The organism is Pseudomonas sp. FBCC-B35 (assembly GCF_059133755.1).
Map to the genome: position 1 here is coordinate 4177243 of NZ_CP101439.1, position 20235 is coordinate 4197477.

Annotated in this window: 14 protein-coding genes; 13 read left to right on the forward strand and 1 reads right to left on the reverse strand. The window is 62.3% G+C overall.

Annotated features, from left to right (window positions below; translation table 11 throughout):
• Positions 1-172: 172 nt before the first annotated feature.
• The 8 genes from NMB38_RS19000 (at position 173) to NMB38_RS19035 (ending at position 12397) form a co-directional block, all read left to right on the forward strand.
• Positions 173-1531, forward strand: coding sequence for a diguanylate cyclase (locus tag NMB38_RS19000; RefSeq protein WP_027915165.1), 1359 nt, complete (start codon positions 173-175; stop codon positions 1529-1531).
• 390 nt (positions 1532-1921) lie between these two features.
• Positions 1922-3616, forward strand: a complete 1695-nt coding sequence (locus tag NMB38_RS19005; protein WP_404691587.1) for a methyl-accepting chemotaxis protein — start codon at positions 1922-1924, stop codon at positions 3614-3616.
• A gap of 125 nt (positions 3617-3741) precedes the next feature.
• Positions 3742-5505, forward strand: coding sequence for a protein-disulfide reductase DsbD (locus tag NMB38_RS19010; RefSeq protein WP_494354855.1), 1764 nt, complete (start codon positions 3742-3744; stop codon positions 5503-5505).
• A 179-nt stretch (positions 5506-5684) separates the two neighbouring features.
• Positions 5685-6140 (forward strand): type II 3-dehydroquinate dehydratase, encoded by a 456-nt coding sequence (gene aroQ / locus NMB38_RS19015; RefSeq protein WP_003255330.1) that lies wholly within the window; start codon positions 5685-5687, stop codon positions 6138-6140.
• 96 nt (positions 6141-6236) lie between these two features.
• Complete coding sequence (accB, locus tag NMB38_RS19020; RefSeq protein WP_023535179.1) at positions 6237-6695, forward strand: acetyl-CoA carboxylase biotin carboxyl carrier protein; 459 nt, start codon at positions 6237-6239, stop codon at positions 6693-6695.
• Positions 6696-6712: 17 nt separating this feature from the next.
• Positions 6713-8068, forward strand: a complete 1356-nt coding sequence (gene accC, locus NMB38_RS19025) for an acetyl-CoA carboxylase biotin carboxylase subunit (RefSeq protein WP_027915162.1) — start codon at positions 6713-6715, stop codon at positions 8066-8068.
• 523 nt (positions 8069-8591) lie between these two features.
• On the forward strand, positions 8592-11198 hold the full coding sequence (locus tag NMB38_RS19030; RefSeq protein ID WP_404691584.1) for a T6SS effector BTH_I2691 family protein: 2607 nt from the start codon (positions 8592-8594) through the stop codon (positions 11196-11198).
• A complete protein-coding gene (locus tag NMB38_RS19035; RefSeq protein ID WP_088523661.1) occupies positions 11198-12397 on the forward strand; it encodes a DUF6708 domain-containing protein in 1200 nt (399 codons plus the stop codon). Before NMB38_RS19030 ends, NMB38_RS19035 begins: the two co-directional genes overlap by 1 nt.
• Before the next feature lie 211 nt (positions 12398-12608).
• Here the strand turns inward: NMB38_RS19035 and NMB38_RS19040 are convergent, their stop codons facing one another.
• Entirely contained in the window at positions 12609-14462 is a 1854-nt protein-coding gene (locus NMB38_RS19040; RefSeq protein ID WP_088523662.1) for a sigma-54-dependent Fis family transcriptional regulator, read from the reverse strand.
• A 282-nt stretch (positions 14463-14744) separates the two neighbouring features.
• On the opposite strand from NMB38_RS19040, the gene NMB38_RS19045 reads away from it, so the two are divergent.
• Genes NMB38_RS19045 through NMB38_RS19065 form a run of 5 tightly spaced genes read left to right on the forward strand, consistent with a single transcriptional unit; the run spans position 14745 to position 20073 of the window.
• On the forward strand, positions 14745-15797 hold the full coding sequence (locus NMB38_RS19045) for an NAD(+)/NADH kinase (protein ID WP_140174990.1): 1053 nt from the start codon (positions 14745-14747) through the stop codon (positions 15795-15797).
• Between the two features lie 22 nt (positions 15798-15819).
• Positions 15820-16797 carry a thiamine pyrophosphate-dependent dehydrogenase E1 component subunit alpha gene (locus NMB38_RS19050; RefSeq protein WP_023534974.1) on the forward strand — a complete coding sequence of 326 codons (978 nt, stop codon included), beginning with the start codon at positions 15820-15822 and terminating at the stop codon, positions 16795-16797.
• Between the two features lie 33 nt (positions 16798-16830).
• Complete coding sequence (locus tag NMB38_RS19055; protein ID WP_059183610.1) at positions 16831-17853, forward strand: alpha-ketoacid dehydrogenase subunit beta; 1023 nt, start codon at positions 16831-16833, stop codon at positions 17851-17853.
• Complete coding sequence (locus NMB38_RS19060; protein ID WP_028687650.1) at positions 17850-18956, forward strand: acetoin dehydrogenase dihydrolipoyllysine-residue acetyltransferase subunit; 1107 nt, start codon at positions 17850-17852, stop codon at positions 18954-18956. Before NMB38_RS19055 ends, NMB38_RS19060 begins: the two co-directional genes overlap by 4 nt.
• Positions 18957-19005: 49 nt before the next feature.
• On the forward strand, positions 19006-20073 hold the full coding sequence (locus tag NMB38_RS19065) for a 2,3-butanediol dehydrogenase (protein ID WP_023534966.1): 1068 nt from the start codon (positions 19006-19008) through the stop codon (positions 20071-20073).
• Positions 20074-20235: the final 162 nt, after the last annotated feature.

The window sequence follows — 20235 nt, forward strand, 5'->3', positions numbered from 1 at the left end:
CCTGACAGCACTATAAAGCAGACACCGCCTTACGCATAAGCGACCCCTGGGTCGAGAACTGAATAGTCATTCAGCCCAGTTTGTTGAAAGGGGCCACGCATACGCAGCTCAAGAGCTGCTAGCATAGAGCCATCACTGCCCCTGCATACCCCTAACGACAAGTAGCCAGGACATGAGCCAAGCAGTTGAGCCGAGCCCGCAGTGCCCCGCTGAGCATGTTGCGCGTAGTGGCCTGCGCAAGGACGATCCACACGATCAGTTGCTGCTGGCGCCCCAGCGCAGGCCGGTCTATATCCTCTTGCAGGACCACGACCGCGCCGAGCGCCTGGCCCAGCAACTGGAATTCTTCGGCCTGGGCGTACAGGCCTTGCCCACTGCCGATGCCTTTCGCGCATCGGTGGACGAATGCCCGCCTTCGGCGGTCATCATGGACGTCGACTTCAATGGGGTCGGCCAGGGCCTGACGTTGGCGGCCGAAGCCCAGGCGCGGCAGACCAAACCCCTGCCGCTGCTGTTCTTCAGCCACCACGAAACCGATACCCCGACGCGCTTGGCCGCCGTGCGGGCGGGCGGTCGCGATTTCCTCACCGGGACACTGGAGGCTTCCAGTCTGCTGGAGAAAGTCGAGTTACTGACCGATGCCGCGCCGTACGATCCCCTGCGCGTGCTGATCATCGATGACTCACGCACCCAGGCTCTGTTCACGGAACGGGTGTTGGCAGGCGCCGGGATGATCACCCGCAGCCTGACCGACCCGATCGCCACCATGGCCGAGCTGGCTGACTTCCAGCCTGACTTGATCATCCTTGACCTGTACATGCCGGCGTGCACCGGCCCTGAACTGGCCAAGGTGATTCGCCATAACGACCGCTACGTCAGTGTGCCGATCATCTACCTGTCGGCCGAGGATGACCTGGACAAGCAACTTGAGGCCATGAGCGAAGGCGGTGATGACTTTCTGACCAAGCCGTTTCGCTCGCGCCACCTGATCACCACGGTGCGCAACCGCGCGGCCCGCGCTCGGCACCTGAAGGCGCGCATGGTCCGCGACAGCCTGACCGGGCTGTACAACCACACCCATATCCTGCAATTGCTCGAGGATTGCAGCTTCCGTGCCCGGCGCGAACAGCAGCCGTTGAGCTTTGCCATGCTCGACATCGACCGCTTCAAGAAAATCAACGACCGCCACGGCCACCCCATGGGCGACCGGGTAATCAAGAGCCTGGCGCTGTTTCTCAAGCAACGCCTGCGCAAGACCGATTTCATCGGACGCTACGGCGGCGAGGAATTCGCGATCGTCATGCCCAATACCCCATTGGAGGCGGCGTACAAGGTGCTCGATGACATCCGCGGGCGTTTTGCCGAAATCCTCTACCCAGCCCAGCCCCATGACCTGCGCTGTACGTTCAGCGCGGGCGTGGTGCAACTCGATGACGGCCTCGATGCGCTGACCATGGCCAGCGCGGCCGACGAGGCGCTGTACCGGGCCAAGCATGCGGGACGCAATTGCGTGGTGCGTGTGGAGCCCTGAAAAGCCGGGCAAAGGATAAAGGCACTTTGCCATTCAACTGCGTGCCGCCGTCATCATCGCGTCACACGAACGCAATAACTTCAGGCCCCTGACTCCTCCCTCCCCCGCAGGAAGCTCGCGGCTATGCGCCTGAAGTGGCTGACCAATTTGAATACGTTGTTACTGGTGACGGTGTGCATCGCCCTGGGCGTCACGCTGTGGTGGTCGCAGCGGGCGCTGGAGCGCCCCTACCAGATGATGGAGCGCTACCTGACCCTGTCGCGCCATTTCCAGACTGAGGCGGCCGAGAACATCCAGGCCTATCTTGGCAACGGCGATGCCGTGCGCCATGCCGCGGCACTGCAGGCCACGGTGCAACTGCAAGCCTCGCTGGCCGACTGGCCCGAGACGATGGCCAGCCAACTGCGCCCCAGCCTGGACGACCTCCAGGCCTTCAGCGCGGGTGAGTTGCTGGCCGCCGGCAAGTTGGCCGGTGACCCCCAGGCGCTGTTGCTGCAAGCCGAGCGCGAGCTGGGGGCCAATCTGGAGCAACTGACCACCTATGCGCGCGACAGCACCAGCCCCGACGCTGGGCGATACCTGCTGCCGCTTGTCGAGGCGACCTTGCACCTGAGCAGGCTTGGCCTGGCGCGGGAAAAGCTGGTGGGCAGCGGCCGGCCGGAACTTGCGAACGAGCTGGAACGCGAGTTGCAATCGATTCAGGCCCAGGCGCACGTCATCGAAGGCTTGCCGCTGCTGGGCTTGACCCGTGCTGCCGAATCCGGCGCGGATGACTTTGCTGCGCTGATGGGTTTGCAGACCGATACCCGTGCCCAGCAAGAAGACGTCGCCGTAGGCCTCAAGCGCGAGTTGCAAAGCCTGGTTGGGCGCTATCCGGCCGAGCTGCAACGTACCCGTGCCCAGATCGCCCAGCGCGCCGCCCTGGCGACCCGCGCCACGCAACAACTGGAGGCAGTGCGCCAGGCCATCGCGGCCCTGGAGCCAGAGGTGCGCAGCCTGCATGGCACGATCGCGGGCGAAGTGCGCACCCTGCAAGGGGGGATGATCGTGATGATCCTGCTGATCGCCCTGCTCATCGACACCCTGCAACGTCGTCTTGCACGCACACTCACCGGCCTGGCGCCTGCGCTGTCGCGCTGGGCCGAGGGCGATTTTACCCAGCCTGTCGAAATGGGCAGGACCAACCGCGAGCTGCATGACATCCAGGCTTCGCTCAATCGCCTGCGCCAGTACCTGGTCGAACTGGTAGGCGCCCTGCGGCACAACGCCGAGCAAGTGGCCGGCAGCAGCCATGCGCTGGCCAACATGAGTGCTGCCTTGCACGATGGCGCACAACGACAGGCCGGGGATACCGGGCAGATTCGCGACGCGCTTGGAGAACTGGAAGCGACCATCCAGCAGGTGGCTGGCGACGCCAGCGCTGCAGCCCTGGCCAGCCGTGACGCAGGCCGGGCAGTGGAACAGGGCCAGGCGGTGATCGGGCAAAGCTTGTCGGGTTTACGCACGCTGGTCGACGAGGTGCAGGGCAACGCGCGCATGATCGAGCAACTGGCAGAAGAATCGGCCACGATCGGTGGCGTGCTGACAGTGATCCGGTCCATCGCGGAACAGACCAACCTGCTGGCACTCAATGCCGCCATCGAAGCCGCCCGCGCCGGTGAAATGGGTCGCGGGTTCGCCGTGGTAGCCGACGAAGTCCGCACCCTGGCCCAACGCACCACCGGCGCTACTGGGGAAATCCAGACCCTGATCGACAGATTGCAGCAGGCAGCCAAGGGCGCCGTGGACGGTACGCGGGTACAACTGGAGCATGCCGAGGCCACTGCCAACCAGGCCCAGACCGCCGACGGTGCACTGGACGAAATCGTGTGCGCGATCCGCACCATTGCCGACACTGCCCTGCGCATTGCCGAAGTGACGGCGCAACAAAGCGCAGCGGTGAGCGAGATCCGTGACCACAGCGAGCGGATTCATCAACTGGGCGGAGATAACCTGCAACGCATCGGTGAAGGACGCGAGCAAGGCGACCACCTGCTTAGCCTTGGCAGCGCACTGAACCAGGCGGTGGGTGCCTTCAGGGCCTGAACCGACCGCCCTGGCTCCACGAAATAGCTTTAGACCATCACCGGCAAGACGGGCAGGCCCACGCATGGTTCCCTGAGCGTCAACTCCGTTATGATGCGCGGCACGTTCGTTCTTGCGAGTTCACCATGCACCGCCTGTTTTTCCTGTTGTGCCTACTGCTGGCCAGCCCGGTGTTCGCCACGGGGTTGCTGGACAATCGCCCCAGCGCCACCCTCGGCGCCTACTCACTGGCCGGCAATGCCGACTTCCTCCCGGTACACGAAGCCTTCAAGCTCAGCCTGATCCAGGCCGACGCCCATGCCATCAAGCTGCGCCTGGTGGCCACCGACGGCTATTACCTGTACCGCCACCGTTTCGTGTTTCGAACCGAGCCGGCCGACATTGTTCTGGGCACGCCGGTCATCCCGAAGGGCGAGGCCAAGCATGACGAATTCTTCGGCGATGTGGAGGTGTATCACGGCATCGTCGACATCGAGCTGCCACGCAATGATTCCAGGGCTTTCACCTTGCAGGTGGGCTACCAGGGCTGCGCTGACAAAGGCTTGTGCTATCCACCTGAAACCGAACGGCTGAGCATTGACGGTGATAGCGCGCCGAGCAGCCAGGCCGCGCACGTCTGGGACTGGAAAGCGCTCCTGCTGTTCTTCATCGCCGGCGTAGGCCTCACGTTCACGCCATGCGTGCTGCCCATGCTGCCCATTCTCTCGGGTGTGGTACTGCGCGGTCAGACAGGAGGGCTGCGCGGGCTGTCGCTGTCACTGGCCTATGTGCTGTCCATGGCTGCCAGCTTCGCCGCCCTCGGGGCCTTGATGGGCCTGTTCGGCGCAGGCCTCAACCTGCAGGCGCGCCTGCAGTCGGCCTGGGTACTGGTGCCTTTTGCGCTGTTCTTCGTGGCTTTCGCCCTGGCCATGTTCGGCTTGTTCGAACTCAAGCTGCCCCAGGCCCTGAGCAACCGTCTGGACGGCGTCGCCAATCGCACCCTAGGCGGCTCGCTGCTGGGCGCCGCGGCCTTGGGCGTGTTGTCCAGCCTGTTGGTTTCACCCTGCGTTTCGGCGCCGCTGGCCGGTGCTCTGCTGTATATCAGTGCCAGTGGAGACGCCCTGGGCGGTGCGCTCAAACTGTTCGCGCTGGGCCTGGGCATGGGTGCCCCGCTGCTGCTGGTCGCAACCGGTGGCGCCGCCTGGCTGCCGAAAAGCGGCCCATGGCTCAACAGTGTCAAGAACGCCATCGGCGTCCTGTTGCTGGGGCTGGCCATCGGTTTGCTCAGCAGGGTCTTGCCAGGGCCCGTCACCTTGGGGCTTATCGGGTTGCTCGCGGCCGGGGTGGCCGTGTTCCTGGGGACACTGGAATTCGTCGTCAAGACGCCTCGCCAACGCCTGGCCCAACTGCTTGGCCTGGCGCTGCTGGTCTACGCCCTGGCCTGCGGGTATGGCGCCCTCAGCGGCCAGGGTGATCCGCTGCGGCCGTTGCCTCCGGTTGGTGAGAGCATGGCTGGTCAGGCTGCGCCCCCTGCCCAGGCGTGGCAAACACTGACCACCGCCGAGGCGCTCGATGCTGCACTGGCCGATGCCAAGGCCGCAGGCCAGCCGGTACTGCTGGACTGGTACGCAGACTGGTGCATCAGTTGCAAAGTCATCGAGCACGAGGTGTTGAATGCACCTCAGGTACTGCCGCAACTGGCGGGCTTCAAACTGTTGCGCCTGGACCTGACGCGCAGCGATGCGGCCCAGCGAGCCCTGCTGGACCGCTATCGGTTGTTCGGCCCGCCAGCGTTGATGTTCTTTGCCGCCAACGGCAGCGAACTGACCGCTGATCGGGTGATAGGCGAGATAAATGCCGAGAACTTTGCGTCCATTTTGTCCCGCGTTCGCGACACGTCAGGCCTGTAACGGCCCGCTGGCATAGGAACATATCGGCGATCAGTGACCGGATCCTGCTATTCGGTCACATACTTCGCGCGAATCTCGGTCATCGTGCTGGCTATTGCCGGGAACTGGACACTTGCCGTCGCTTTAGGCACACTCGCCGCGCTGTGTCGAATTGCCCTACAAATCCAAGGAACTCGCAGATGGCAACGCTACTGGTGCTTCACGGCCCCAATCTGAACCTGCTCGGTACGCGCGAGCCCGGCCACTATGGCGCCGTGACCCTGGCCCAGATCAACCAGGACCTGGAGCAACGTGCTCGCGCCGCGGGCCACCATTTGCAGTATTTGCAGAGCAATGCCGAATACGAGTTGATCGATCGCATTCATGCGGCACGCAACGAGGGTGTGGATTTCATCCTGATCAATCCGGCTGCATTCACCCACACAAGCGTTGCACTACGTGACGCATTGCTCGCGGTGAGCATCCCATTCATCGAAGTGCACCTGTCCAACGTGCACAAACGCGAACCGTTCCGTCATCACTCCTACTTTTCCGATGTAGCCGTAGGGGTGATCTGTGGTCTGGGCGCCAGCGGTTATCGCCTGGCCCTGGAGTCCGCGCTGGAACAGCTGGCTGCCAACGCACAGCCCAAATGATGAAAGCCCTGGCCTCGGTGGCCAGGGTCAAGAGAAGCGTGTCGACACGCTTTAACAATTTCGCCCCCTGACCGAACCTTTGGGAGTTGATGATTAATGGATATCCGTAAAGTCAAGAAACTGATCGAGCTGCTGGAAGAGTCTGGCATCGACGAGCTGGAGATCAAGGAAGGCGAAGAGTCGGTTCGCATCAGCCGTCACAGCAAGACCCCAGCTGCCCAGCAGTTCTACGCACCTGCCCCGATGGCTGCGCCTGCCGCTGCCCCGGTCGCCGCTGCCGCCCCTGCTGTCGAAGCTGCCGCCGCTGCCCCGGCCCTCAAGGGCACCGTCATCCGCTCGCCAATGGTAGGCACCTTCTACCGCAAACCTTCGCCGACCTCACCGAACTTCGCTGAAGTGGGCCAGAGCGTGAAGAAAGGCGACACCCTGTGCATCGTCGAAGCCATGAAGATGATGAACCACATCGAAGCCGATGTCGGCGGTGTCATCGACGCCATCCTGGTAGAAGACGGCCAGCCGGTTGAGTTCGACCAGCCGCTGTTCACCATCGTTTGAATCGCGGAGAGCCAACGATGTCTGGGAAGCTCGAAAAAGTCCTGATCGCCAACCGCGGGGAAATTGCCCTGCGGATCCTGCGTGCCTGCAAAGAGCTGGGTATCAAGACCGTCGCCGTGCACTCCACCGCTGACCGTGAACTGATGCACCTGGGCCTGGCAGACGAGTCGGTCTGCATCGGCCCTGCATCGTCCAAGGATTCGTACCTGCACATCCCGGCGATCATCGCCGCTGCCGAAGTCACCGGCGCGACCGCGATTCACCCCGGTTACGGCTTCCTGGCGGAAAACGCCGATTTTGCCGAGCAGGTTGAGAAGTCCGGCTTTGCCTTCATTGGCCCCAAAGCCGACACCATTCGCCTGATGGGTGACAAGGTGTCGGCCAAGGACGCTATGATCAAGTCGGGTGTACCGACCGTGCCGGGCTCCGACGGCCCGCTGCCGGAAGACGAAGAAGTCGCGCTGGCCATCGCCCGCGACGTCGGCTACCCGGTGATCATCAAGGCCGCCGGTGGCGGTGGTGGTCGCGGCATGCGCGTGGTGCACAAGGAAGAGGATTTGATCGCCTCGGCCAAGCTCACCCGTACCGAAGCCGGTGCAGCCTTCGGCAACCCGATGGTGTACTTGGAGAAGTTCCTGACCAACCCACGTCACGTGGAAGTACAGGTCTTGTCCGACGGCCAGGGCAATGCGATCCACCTCGGTGACCGTGACTGCTCGCTGCAACGCCGCCACCAGAAGGTGCTGGAAGAGGCTCCGGCCCCAGGCATCGACGAGAAAGCGCGCCAGGAAGTGTTCAAGCGCTGCGTGGACGCGTGCATCGAGATCGGCTACCGCGGTGCGGGAACGTTCGAGTTCCTGTACGAAGATGGCCGCTTCTACTTCATCGAGATGAACACCCGTGTGCAGGTTGAGCACCCGGTGTCGGAGATGGTCACAGGCATCGACATCGTCAAGGAGATGCTGAGCATCGCCGCTGGCAACAAGCTGTCGTTCCGCCAGGAGGACGTGGTGGTCCACGGCCACTCGCTGGAGTGCCGTATCAACGCCGAAGACCCGAAGAAGTTCATCCCAAGCCCCGGCAAGGTGAAGCACTTCCACGCACCAGGCGGCAACGGCGTGCGCGTCGATTCGCACCTGTACAGCGGTTATTCGGTTCCGCCGAACTATGACTCGCTGATCGGCAAGCTGATCACCTGGGGCAAGGACCGTGACGAAGCCATGGCCCGCATGCGCAATGCCCTGGACGAGATCGTCGTCGATGGCATCAAGACCAACATCCCGCTGCACCGTGATCTGGTGCGTGATGAAGGCTTCTGCAAAGGCGGCGTCAACATTCACTACCTCGAGCACAAACTGGCCAACCAGGATTGATCGCGTAGTGTGACGTACAAGAACCCCGGACTGGCTCCGGGGTTTTTTATTGCCTGTTAGGCTTCATTAATGGCTGATACGGCCCTTCAGGGTGCTTGCGGCCAAACACTGTGCAAATGGCGATCACCCAGCAAACGGTGTCTACCGACCTAGCAGAGCAATCTGCGTATTCCCGCCGCCCTCTCTAACTTGCATGACTTGATGATCTGGCTTGCCGCAAAGAGCAAGCACCGATGCCGCTTGAGTATGAAGCGTGCCCTGCAACGAAAATTCCTACTGAGCATTGGGAACTTCCTGGCAAGACGAAAACAGTACCTTCGAATATAAATTGAGTGCAGGAAAGCGACTCGATGAGTACCTGGTTAATGCGGCGTTGAGACGGCAGGCCTACTCGGTACTGCTTGCGAAAAACCGACTTGCGATTCCGTTTGGCAGGCTGCCATGAAGAATCACTCGAGCAAAGCCTGCCACTTGCCCAATGCCTTCAAACACACCTGCACCGTTTAATTCGCCAGAGGCCCTCATGTTCGATCTGAAGATGCTGATGGAAATCAATCGGCAGAACTGCGAAGCCTTGCAAGACCCTTTATCCATAGGGCCCGCCGTCTCATGCACCCGCACCTTCACCGTTCTGCCATTACGCTATGCCGCCGTGGGCGGTAATCCCCACCAGCGTCAGCAGCTCCCTACTCTGCCTCAACACCTGCGCCACCCGCATCGCACCGCCGCGCTGCATCAGGCGGACTATGCCATTCGCCCGCTGCGTGAAGGTTTCCTGTATGTCATGGAAAAGCGCAGGCTCAGTGGGCAATACAGCCTTCACCCTCCCTACCGAATCGCCGCGAACGGCGCCCTGTCGCTCTTCGACCCTGAACATCCAGAGCCAAAACCGCCTGGCATCTCCACATTCCAGGATGTCGTGCGCGCTATGACCTGGGCATTCACGGTTCATGATCTCGACGACTTGCTCGAGCTTCGCCTGTTCTACAGCCCCGATCCGTTGACCATCGCGGCGCAGCGGCAATTGCTGCGTCGACGCGACCTGCTGCCTGCAGTAGACATAGCGCCCTTCGCCAGCCCCAGCTGCCCAATGCCCAGGCCCTACACGATACGTCATGACCAGTTGAACCTTGTCGCCGACTTTGCCGCGGAATCCAACGACGTGTTGCGCACGCTGTTGGACGCTCAGGTCTTCAGTACACCAAGCATCAGCTCGCTGGCGGCGGCCCGCCAAGCCTTGGGCCCCTTGGGCAGTAAACCTGAAGCACGGGGCGTTGCCGTGGTGGTGGAGGATGCCATCGGCATTACCCAGGAACTCAATGCCTGGCGCAACGCTGGCATGGAACACCTCAAGCATTGGCTGGAAGCCAGCACTGAGAGCGGTGGCCCTAGTAACGAGCGAAAGGTGTTGGTTGCGCAAACATTCACCGAACTGCATCAGCAATTCACGGAGCGAAAGGTTGCCGCAATGGTCGATCGCCGCAGAGAGGCGATGCGCGGCTATCTCGGCAGCGACGAGGCGGTTCCACGGTACATGGCCGAGTGGTGGGCAACAGCTAAAGAGCACATTCTGGACAGCGCCGCTGAACTTGAAAGGCAGAAGCTCGAAACGCGCGCAAAAAATGGAGAATTTGCCAAGCAATTCGAAGAGCGCTATCTGTCACTCGTTAACCTAAAAGGTATGTACCAGCACCTTGATGTGTTTGAGGCGCAGAGCGCCGAAGCCCAACGTCTCGCCGAGTCCAGAGCGGCAGATCACCTCGCATGGTTGAAGTCGTCCGCACTGGTAGACGCACTTGCCCACTACGACGAAAACGACCCTGCCAATGGCCTGTGCTTTGCGCACCAGACAGGGCTGTGCGTAGCCGGCCTCGAAGGCGTGCCATCCGGCGCAGCGCTGCTTGCTCAATGGTGGCGCGCCGACGCTATCACCCCCGACAACCTGGCGCTGCGCTCGTTTGTCCATAATCAGCGCGAGATCGCAGAGGTGCTTGCGCAGACACGCACAGCGCTGGACGCACTGGCACCGGGCAGCGACCCTATTCTTCAACTGGAGGCGGCCCTCAAACAAGCCAAAGAGCTCGCCGCACACTTCAGCCGGCTGGACAGCCACCTGGACCAGCTCACGCAACACAGCCCCACCAACACTGCTGGCGCGCTGGCCTGGCTCGGGCAGCTGGGGCGCCAGAGCCTGTCAGTAGGTGCGCCCGGTAGCACTGACCGGTTGCTGTATCGACGCCTGAGCACCTACCTCATTGCCTCGCTGGGTAAGCAAGCCGTGGAACTGCGCTTGAGTGAGCAGGCGCTGGACGGTAAAACGCCCTCGCCCGGTCGCATCGCGGCCCCCATCGTGCGCCGGCTTGATCGAGCTTATGCCGAGACGTTGAACGGGGTGCACGGGAATCAGTTCTATCGCTTGCGGGTCGCCAGCGGATTGCTGCTGTTGGAGGCCGGGCTGCTGTTGTTACAAGGCAGACGGGATGACAAGGACCGACGCTTCTGGAGCGAAGTGACTGCGGCCGCATTTACCAGTGCGGCTGCGGGGATGGAGCTGCTTGCGGTGGGGACGGAACTGACGATTAGAGGCGTTGGCGGGAACAGCGCCACTGCGCGGGGCGCGCTAGTTAATCTAGGGCAGTATCGACTGTGGGGGGCTGGGTTGGCGGCGGTAGGGGGGCTCGTCAGTATAAAATGGGATATCTCCGACGCTGCGGAGGCAAGAAAAAAATCCAACACAATATTAGCCTCTACGTATATGGTCAGAGCAGGCGCTACTTTTGCATTACTTGTGGGGCAAGGAGGGATAGCGTTTTCACAGGCTGGCGCGCTTTTTCATTGGCTGTCAGTAAGTGACACAAATATCTTTAGACGCAAAATGGCCGCACTTTTTTCAAAGTTATCTACACGACTGGCGACCAATAGAATTGCTATGCTTTGGCTTAGTCGGCTGGGCTGGATTGGAGGCACCATCATGATTGTTGCCACCATCGCCATAGTGCTTTTAGATGGAGACGCACTTGAGAGTTGGTGCAAGGAATGCTGCTTCAGCCTGCAGCCACCTCGCACAGGCTATGCGAAAGATGAAGAAGAGTTGGAGGCCTTATTCAGCTCAATCAGCGAGGTCATATAATGTATTTTGCTGAATGGCTCGCATGGCTTGCATACATAGATCCTAAAGAAGAGCGCGACGCTTTTGAGAAGAATCACAAGAAGACCAATATTTCTATATATGAAAGCGATGAGCAGGATATGCTTGATGCCGCGAAGAGATCAGCCAGCAGCAACCCCCTAAGTCGCGGACCGGTATATGTTTATAATAAACACATACTGGAAATGCGTTGCGGCATGATGGAGGACAAACGGGGACTTATAACTATCCTGTCGACTGCTGTTATACTCTATTCATTAGTGAATATAGCGATGGCTTTAGAGGACCTAACTATTCTCATCGGCCTATTATTCACCTACAACGGCGAGCCTTATGCCGGAACGCTTTTAACGGGGTCTGTTTTCCTGACCTTGGGTGTAGGTACGCTGTGGCTTTATTTAAAATTTGGGCTCCGCTTCACGCGCTTTGAGATGTTCACGTCTCGCCACCTACTGATACGTTTCAATCGGACCACCCAACAAGTTTACCTGCATCGCCCACCGTATTGCGGCGGCATCGTCACGCTTCCTTGGTATGGTGTCACCTCCAGCGGTTCGGATAAAAAATATGCTGCTGCGGGTGGATTTGGCCTTCCTTTAGATCTTATATGGCCACCCTCGTTCGCCGGCGCCCTCCATCCAGAACTCATCCACGTAGGCAAGGCCGCCAACAATTTCACGGAGCTGCAATCCGAGTGGGAATTCATCCGCCGTTTCATGGACGAGGGCCCAGAGGGTTTGCCTCGCCCTTCTCTGACCTCACACTTCCCCTGGCCCTGGCAAGCCTTCACGCCTCAATTCGAAGGCCTGACCCACTACTTTCGAAGATCTTCTCGAATCACCAAACTCGGCCTGGTCTTGATCTCGCCCGCCTTCCTGATCATCGGCACCGGCCATTGGCTAAGCCTGATGCTGTGCTGGAAACCGCGCTGGCCCAGGATCATTCGTGAAGCCGGTTTGCCCGGAAAACCCGTCCCGCCGCTGACCACACTTGATGATTATCCACCCGCTATCCAAGCACGGTTGCGTGAAAACGCTTACCTATGGGCTACTCGCCCAGGCAAACGCCCGCAGAGAAAGAAACGCACCTCTACCCGTAGCCCAAAGACCGAAATTGCCACCGCGTGCCTGCAAAACGATATCTCCGGTGAAACACATCGTGCGGACGGCTCATCGGGCTGATATCAACTTGAAGTTTTTCTCTTGGCTATGATCACTCCACATGGGTTATTCACTGAACGCAGCTTCCAGCCATGTGCATTGTGCTGTTGATCTTCGCGACTTCAGCAGGCCGAACGCAGCCTGTGCGTAGGGCACGGCTCTGAAGCGGCAAGCTGCGGCGCCTGAACGATTGCGCGGTCAGCAACAACAGCAAAAAGATGCCGCCACGACGCTACCCTTTCATACGAGGCATCTCGATGCGATGCTCGTGCACGCGCCGATACAATGTCGCACGCGAAATGCCCAACGCCTGGGCAGCCTCGGCGGGCTTCCAACGATGCCGGATCAACGCATCCAGCAACCGTTGCCGCGCCGGGCAGGACGCCTCGCTCGTGACTCGGCCAACCTCCTGCCCACGGACTTCCTCAGGCAGGTCAAGCAGGCGCAGCTGCCCACCCTCGTTCACAGCGCACGCATAACGCAACACCTGCCGCAACTGGCGCAGGTTCCCCGGCCAGCGGTACTCCAGCAACGCCTGCAAGGCTTCGTCGGCTAGCGCCACGCTCACGCCACACGCGTCGGCCTCTTCGGCCAGCAACTGGTGAATGAGCCCCAGCCGGTCTTCGCGCTCGCGCAGCGCCGGCAACGCGAAGCGGGCGTTGGCCAGGCGAAAATACAAGTCCTCACGAAACTGTCCCTGCTCCACCCTCGCCGCCAGGTCGCGGTGCGTGGCGCAGATCACCTGAATGTCCACGCGCTGGCGCCGCGCAGCCCCCAAGGGGGCTACCTCACCTTCTGCCAGTACCCGCAACAGTCGGGTCTGCAGGCTCAGTGGCATGTCGCCAATCTCGTCCAGAAACAGCGTGCCGCCATCGGCCTGGTGTACAAGCCCTTGCATACCCTTGCTCGAAGCCCCGGTAAAGGCGCCCGCGACATAACCAAACAACTCGCTCTCGATCAGGTTCTCGGGGATGGCGGCGCAGTTGAGCGTGACGAACGGGCCGGTGCCGCGCTTGCTTTGCTGATGCACCTGGCGAGCAAAAACTTCCTTGCCTGTACCCGTCTCACCCTGCACCAGCACTGCAAGGTTACAGTCCTTGACCCGTGTGGCCAGGCGCAAGTGTTGTTCGATGCGCCGGTCCAAGCCTTGCAGCAAGGGCTCGACCGGCTGCTTGCGCTGGGGGGCGCTGACCCGGCCATACAGCTCGCCCAACCCTGGCAGACGTTGCGCAGACGCGTTGCTGACCCGTCGCAATTGCTCTTGGTCGAACAGCTCACCAATGTGAGCAGGCAAGCGTCCCAGGCGCTGCATCAGGCGTTGCCGTGTCAGGCTGTTCATCGCCTGCAGGCGACCGTCGGCGTCCCAGGCCAGTAGATAGTCAGGCTGGCTTTCCACGTAGCCTGGGGTGCCGTGGGCACGCATCACCCAGTGGCCTTGGGCGCTGTGCATGAAAAAGGCGTTCTCGATTTCGCGTGCGGTCTGCTCGACCAATTGCCGGATCAGGTGCTGGCTGCGGCGGTCGTCGGGCGAGCGCAGCGCAGAGACGTCCAGCACCCCCAGCAACTCGCCAAAGGGGTCGAACACAGGCGCCGCGCTACAGGTCAGACCGATGAAGGCAGCGCGAAAGTGATCGCGCTTGTGCACGGTGACCGGTGCCTTGGTGGTCAGCACCGCCGCTACCCCGCAGGTACCCTCTTCTCCTTCCGACCAGCAGGTGCCCAGGTACAGGCCGGCCTTGCGGCAGTCAGTGCGAATGGCCGACTCGACCCGGTAATCGATGGTGCGGCCCTGGGCATCGGTCAGCAGCACGCAGTAGTCGGCCTCGCGCACCTGTTCGTGCAAGCGTGCCACGGCATCCCCGGCAATGCGCAGGAACAGCTCCGAGCGCTCTCGGCATTCGTTGAGCAGGGCCTGGGAAAGGATACGCGGCCCTTGCTCGGAGGCGGGATCGAGACGGTACAGCTCCATGGAGCGACGCCAGGAATCGAGGATCAACGGCGGTACTGGCGCCTGGGGCAGACGGTCGGCGTTCTTCAGTACCCTGCTGACGCAGTCGACATGAGCGCGGGAGTTCGCGGCAAGCATTCGGGCCCTCCGGTTCTCGTTGCTGTTCTTGTGGTTGTGCAGCCATTAAGCGCCTGCGCGCAGGCATGGACAAGCACGGTGTGATCAAAGGTGTGATTGAGACGCAGCGTCTCAGCGTCTCGCCGCACAACGCCCAGAGCGGCACCTGGCGTCTCAGCACGGCGACCCGCCTGGCAGCAGGCAAGACGATCCCAGGCCTCTGCTGCGGGCCTTTGCGGGATTTCATTCAAAGCTGGCACCGCGCTTGCTCTTGTCCTTGCAAACAAGAACACGAGGTGCGCCATGCCGCTACCCGCCCCACTGGTCGGCATCATTGCCAACCCTGCTTCAGGCCGAGACCTGCGTCGCCTGACAGCCACTGCCGGCTTGTACTCCAGCACTGACAAAGCCGCTGCCATCGCGCGCCTGCTCGCCGCATTCGGCGCAACAGGTGTCGGCCACGTGCTGATGCCCAGCGACATGACTGGCATCGCCGCCGCCGTGGTCAAAGCCTGCGCCGGGCCGATGGCGTGCGATCAACACTGGCCTGCCCTCGAGATACTCGACCTGCCGCTGACCCAGACCGTCAGCGACACACGGCTTGCCACGCGCAACATGGTGGCGCGGGGGGTGTCGATGATCGCTGTGCTGGGGGGCGACGGTACGCACAAGGCCGTCGCGGCAGAAGCTGGCGACGTACCCTTGCTGACCTTGTCCACCGGCACCAACAACGCCTTCCCGGAGCTGCGCGAAGCCACCAGTGCGGGCCTTGCAGGCGGCCTGGTGGTCAGCGGCAAGGTGCCAACCTCCATCGGCCTGCGCCGCAACAAACGCTTGCTGGTCAGGGTGCCCCAACAGCAACTGAGCGAATGGGCGCTGGTGGAGGTCGCGGTATCGCCTCAACGTTTCATCGGTGCGCGGGCCCTGAGCCGCAGCGAGGACCTGAGCGAAATCTTCGCCTGCTTTGCCGAGCCCCACGCTATCGGCTTGTCGGCACTGTGCGGCCTGTGGAGCCCGGTCTCGCGGCAAGCGCCTCACGGCGCCTGGGTGCGCCTTGGCGAAAACGCCGGGCAGGCGCTGCTGGCCCCCGTGGCACCCGGCGTGCTGCAAGCCTGCGGCATTACTGCCTCGGGCTACATGGCGCCTGACGCGCCGTACCGCCCGGTCCTCGTCCAGGGCACCTTGGCGCTGGACGGCGAGCGGGAAATCGAATTCTGCGCCCATGACACCCCCACCATCACCCTCGATCACCTGGGCCCTTTGAGTGTGGACGTGCAGGCGGTGCTCACGCATGCCGCCCAGCATCGTCTGCTGGCTGTACCCCTGGGCCACCCGCTGCACCCCGCGACCCGTTGAGACAACCCCGGAGAACAACAAGATGTCCAATCAACCGAGTTCTGCACAACTGCTGCATGCCTATGAAGTGATGCGCACCATTCGTGCCTTCGAAGAACGCCTGCACGTCGAGTTCGCCACAGGCGAAATACCCGGCTTCGTCCACCTTTACGCGGGTGAAGAGGCCAGCGCGGCGGGGGTGATGGCCCACCTGCGCGACAGCGACTGCATCGCCTCCAACCATCGCGGCCATGGCCACTGCATCGCCAAAGGCGTGGATGTGTACGGCATGATGGCCGAGATCTACGGCAAGAAGACCGGAGTCTGCGGCGGCAAGGGCGGCTCGATGCACATTGCCGACCTGGGCAAGGGCATGCTCGGCGCCAACGGTATCGTCGGCGCCGGCGCACCGTTGGTGGTGGGCGCTGCGCTGGCAGCCAAGCTCAAGGGCCGCGACGATGTGTCCGTGGTCTTCTTCGGAGATGGCGCCTCCAATGAAGGCGCGGTGTTCGAAGCCATGAACATGGCCGCGATCATGAACCTGCCGTGCATCTTCGTCGCCGAGAACAATGGTTATGCCGAAGCCACGGCGTCCAACTGGTCAGTGGCCTGCGATCACATAGCCGACCGCGCCGCCGGCTTCGGCATGCCAGGGGTCACCATCGACGGTTTCGATTTCTTCGCGGTTCACGAAGCCGCCGGTGCCGCCATCGAGCGTGCACGCTCCGGCCAGGGGCCGTCGCTGATCGAGGTCAAGCTCAGCCGCTACTACGGTCACTTCGAAGGCGATGCGCAAACCTACCGCGCGCCCGATGAAGTGAAGAACTTGCGCGAAACCCGTGACTGCCTGCTGCAGTTCCGCGACAAGACCGTGCGCGCGGGGCTGCTCGAAGCAGGGCAGCTGGACAGCATCGACGCCCGCGTCGAGGACCTGATCGAGGACGCCGTGCAACGCGCCAAGTCCGACCCCAAGCCACAACCTGCCGACCTGCTCACCGACGTCTACGTCGCCTATCCCTGAGCCGCTCAGAACAAGAACAACAGGAGAACCACCATGGCAAGAAAGATCAGTTACCAGCAGGCCATCAACGAAGCCCTGGCTCAGGAGATGCGTCGTGACGATACCGTGTTCATCATTGGCGAAGATGTGGCCGGCGGTGCAGGCGCGCCAGGCGAAGACGATGCCTGGGGTGGCGTGCTGGGCGTGACCAAGGGCTTGTACCACCAGTTTCCAGGCCGCGTGCTGGATGCGCCCCTCTCGGAGATCGGCTACGTAGGCGCTGCCGTTGGTGCGGCCACCCAGGGCTTGCGCCCGGTCTGCGAACTGATGTTCGTCGACTTCGCCGGCTGCTGCCTGGACCAGATCCTCAACCAGGCGGCCAAGTTTCGCTACATGTTCGGCGGTAAGGCCGTGACGCCGCTGGTCATGCGCACCATGTACGGTGCCGGGCTGCGCGCCGCGGCCCAGCATTCGCAAATGCTCACCTCGCTGTGGACGCATATCCCAGGCCTGAAGGTGGTGTGCCCGTCCTCACCGTATGACGCCAAGGGCCTGCTGATCCAGGCCATCCGCGACAACGACCCGGTGATCTTCTGCGAGCACAAGCTGCTGTACAGCATGCAGGGCGACGTACCGGAAGAGGTGTACACGGTGCCGTTCGGCGAAGCCAACTACCTGCGCGATGGCAGCGATGTCACCTTGGTGACGTATGGCCGCATGGTGCATGTGGCCATGGAAGCCGCCAACAACCTGGCCCGCCAGGGCATCGACTGCGAAGTCCTGGACCTGCGCACCACCAGTCCACTGGATGAAGACAGCATCCTTGATAGTGTCGAGAAGACCGGGCGCCTGGTGGTGATCGACGAGGCCAACCCCCGTTGTTCGATGGCCACGGACATCAGCGCCCTGGTTGCGCAGAAGGCATTCGGCGCGCTGAAAGGGCCCATCGAAATGGTGACGGCGCCGCACACGCCCGTTCCGTTTTCCGACGCCCTGGAAGACCTGTACATCCCCGACGCTGCCAAAATCGAAGCAGCCGTGCGCACCGTCCTCGACGCTACAAGGAGCGCCGCATGAGCCAGATCCATACCCTGACCATGCCCAAATGGGGCTTGTCGATGACCGAAGGCCGGGTAGACACCTGGCTCAAACAGGAAGGCGACGTCATCACCAAGGGCGACGAAGTGCTGGACGTGGAGACGGACAAGATCAGCAGCAGCGTCGAGGCGCCGTTCAGTGGCGTGCTGCGCCGCCTGGTGGCCAGGCCGGATGAGACCCTGCCTGTAGGTGCGCTGTTGGCCGTGGTGGTTGAAGGCGAAGCCGACGACGCCGACATCGACGCTGTGGTACAGCGCTTCCAGGCCGAGTTCGTGGCCGAAGGTAGTACCGACCAGGCCCAAGGCCCGGCGCCCCAGAAAGCCGAGGTGAAGGGTCGCTTGTTGCGTTGGTTCGAACTGGGCGAAGGCGGGACGCCCTTGGTGCTGGTACATGGCTTTGGCGGCGACCTCAACAACTGGCTGTTCAACCACCCTGCCCTGGCCACCGAGCGACGCGTGATCGCCCTCGACTTGCCGGGCCATGGCGAGTCGGCGAAAGCCTTGCAGCGCGGTGACCTGGAGGAACTGAGCGAAACGGTGCTGGCCCTGCTCGATCACCTGGACCTTCCCCGGGCGCACCTGGTCGGCCACTCCATGGGCGGCGCGGTTTGCCTGGGCCTTGCGCGCCTGGCACCGCACCGGGTGGCCAGCCTCGGCCTGATCGCCAGCGCGGGTCTGGGCGAGGCGATCAATGGGCAATACCTGCAAGGGTTCGTCGCGGCAAGTAGCCGCAACGCCCTCAAGCCGCAGATGGTGCAACTGTTCGCCGATCCAGCCTTGGTCACGCGGCAGCTGCTCGAAGACATGCTCAAGTTCAAGCGTCTTGAGGGCGTAGACCAGGCGCTGCAGGTGCTGGCCTCGGCCCTGGCCGAGGGCGATCGGCAACGCCACGACCTGCGCGGCGTCCTGGGCCAGCACCCCGCCCTGGTCATCTGGGGCGGCAAGGACGCGATCATTCCGGCCAGTCACGCCCAGGGCCTGGAAGCCCAGGTGGTGGTCATGCCGGACGCTGGCCACATGGTGCAGATGGAGGCCGCCGACGCGGTCAACCAGCACCTGCTCGCTTTCCTGCGCAGCCATTGACCCTTCCTGGCTTCTGGAGATTCCTATGAACGACTTGAGCAACCCACACATGCGCGCGGCGGTCTGGCACGGGCGCAACGACATCCGCGTCGAGCAGGTGCCTCTGCCGGCCGATCCTGCACCTGGGTGGGTGCAGATCCAGGTGGACTGGTGCGGCATCTGCGGCTCGGACCTGCACGAATACGTGGCCGGGCCGGTCTTCATCCCGGTAGACGCGCCACATCCTCTTACCGGTATTCAGGGCCAGTGCATCCTTGGCCACGAGTTCTGCGGCCGGATCGCCAAGCTCGGCGCAGGGGTCGAGGGCTATGCGGTGGGCGATCCGGTGGCGGCGGACGCCTGCCAGCACTGCGGGACCTGTTATTACTGTACCCATGGGATGTACAACATCTGTGAGCGACTGGCGTTCACAGGGCTGATGAACAATGGCGCCTTCGCCGAGCGGGTCAATGTGCCGGCCAATCTGCTCTACCGGCTGCCGCCCGGTTTTCCAGCGGAGGCAGGGGCGCTGATCGAACCGCTGGCGGTCGGCATGCACGCGGTGAAAAAAGCGGGCAGCCTGCTGGGCCAGACCGTGGTGGTGGTGGGCGCCGGTACCATCGGGCTGTGCACCATCATGTGCGCCAAGGCGGCAGGCGCGGCGCGGGTGATCGCCTTGGAAATGTCTTCGGCGCGCAAGGCCAAGGCATTGGAAGTGGGCGCCAGCGTGGTCCTGGACCCTAACCAGTGCGATGTGTTGGCCGAGATTCGCGTGCTCACCGCCGGGCTGGGGGCTGACGTGAGCTTCGAGTGCATTGGCAACAAGCACACGGCCAAGCTGGCCATCGACACCCTTCGCAAGGCCGGCAAGTGTGTGATGGTGGGGATTTTCGAAGAGCCGAGCGAATTCAACTTCTTCGAACTGGTGTCCACCGAGAAGCAGGTGATCGGCGCCCTGGCCTACAACGGCGAGTTCGCCGACGTGATCGCCTTCATCGCCGATGGTCGGCTGGACATACGCCCGCTGGTGACCGGCCGCATCGGGCTGGAGCAAATCGTCGAGCTGGGGTTCGAGGAACTGGTGAACAACAAGGAGGAAAACGTGAAGATCATTGTGTCGCCGGGATTGGGTCGCTAGGCGCACGGTATCGAAGCTCCCTCTAGAGCGGCCTTGCCGGTCCGGCGCCCCGGCAAGGCCACTTCTACCCAAGGCCCCCACAGCTTGCAAACGTGGCGCAAAGCCCCCTCGCCCCGCCCGCACCACTCGCTGTTTCAGGCGCCCGATCTGAGTCATAATCGG

What these genes read in the sequence shown, in the direction of transcription:
- NMB38_RS19000 (WP_027915165.1), top strand. Translation starts at nt 173, where the DNA reads ATGAGCCAAGCAGTTGAGCCGAGCCCGCAGTGCCCCGCTGAGCATGTT.
- NMB38_RS19005 (WP_404691587.1), top strand. Translation starts at nt 1,922, where the DNA reads ATGGCCAGCCAACTGCGCCCCAGCCTGGACGACCTCCAGGCCTTCAGC.
- NMB38_RS19010 (WP_494354855.1), top strand. Translation starts at nt 3,742, where the DNA reads ATGCACCGCCTGTTTTTCCTGTTGTGCCTACTGCTGGCCAGCCCGGTG.
- aroQ (WP_003255330.1), top strand. Translation starts at nt 5,685, where the DNA reads ATGGCAACGCTACTGGTGCTTCACGGCCCCAATCTGAACCTGCTCGGT.
- accB (WP_023535179.1), top strand. Translation starts at nt 6,237, where the DNA reads ATGGATATCCGTAAAGTCAAGAAACTGATCGAGCTGCTGGAAGAGTCT.
- accC (WP_027915162.1), top strand. Translation starts at nt 6,713, where the DNA reads ATGTCTGGGAAGCTCGAAAAAGTCCTGATCGCCAACCGCGGGGAAATT.
- NMB38_RS19030 (WP_404691584.1), top strand. Translation starts at nt 8,592, where the DNA reads ATGTTCGATCTGAAGATGCTGATGGAAATCAATCGGCAGAACTGCGAA.
- NMB38_RS19035 (WP_088523661.1), top strand. Translation starts at nt 11,198, where the DNA reads ATGTATTTTGCTGAATGGCTCGCATGGCTTGCATACATAGATCCTAAA.
- NMB38_RS19040 (WP_088523662.1), bottom strand. Translation starts at nt 14,462, where the DNA reads ATGCTTGCCGCGAACTCCCGCGCTCATGTCGACTGCGTCAGCAGGGTA.
- NMB38_RS19045 (WP_140174990.1), top strand. Translation starts at nt 14,745, where the DNA reads ATGCCGCTACCCGCCCCACTGGTCGGCATCATTGCCAACCCTGCTTCA.
- NMB38_RS19050 (WP_023534974.1), top strand. Translation starts at nt 15,820, where the DNA reads ATGTCCAATCAACCGAGTTCTGCACAACTGCTGCATGCCTATGAAGTG.
- NMB38_RS19055 (WP_059183610.1), top strand. Translation starts at nt 16,831, where the DNA reads ATGGCAAGAAAGATCAGTTACCAGCAGGCCATCAACGAAGCCCTGGCT.
- NMB38_RS19060 (WP_028687650.1), top strand. Translation starts at nt 17,850, where the DNA reads ATGAGCCAGATCCATACCCTGACCATGCCCAAATGGGGCTTGTCGATG.
- NMB38_RS19065 (WP_023534966.1), top strand. Translation starts at nt 19,006, where the DNA reads ATGCGCGCGGCGGTCTGGCACGGGCGCAACGACATCCGCGTCGAGCAG.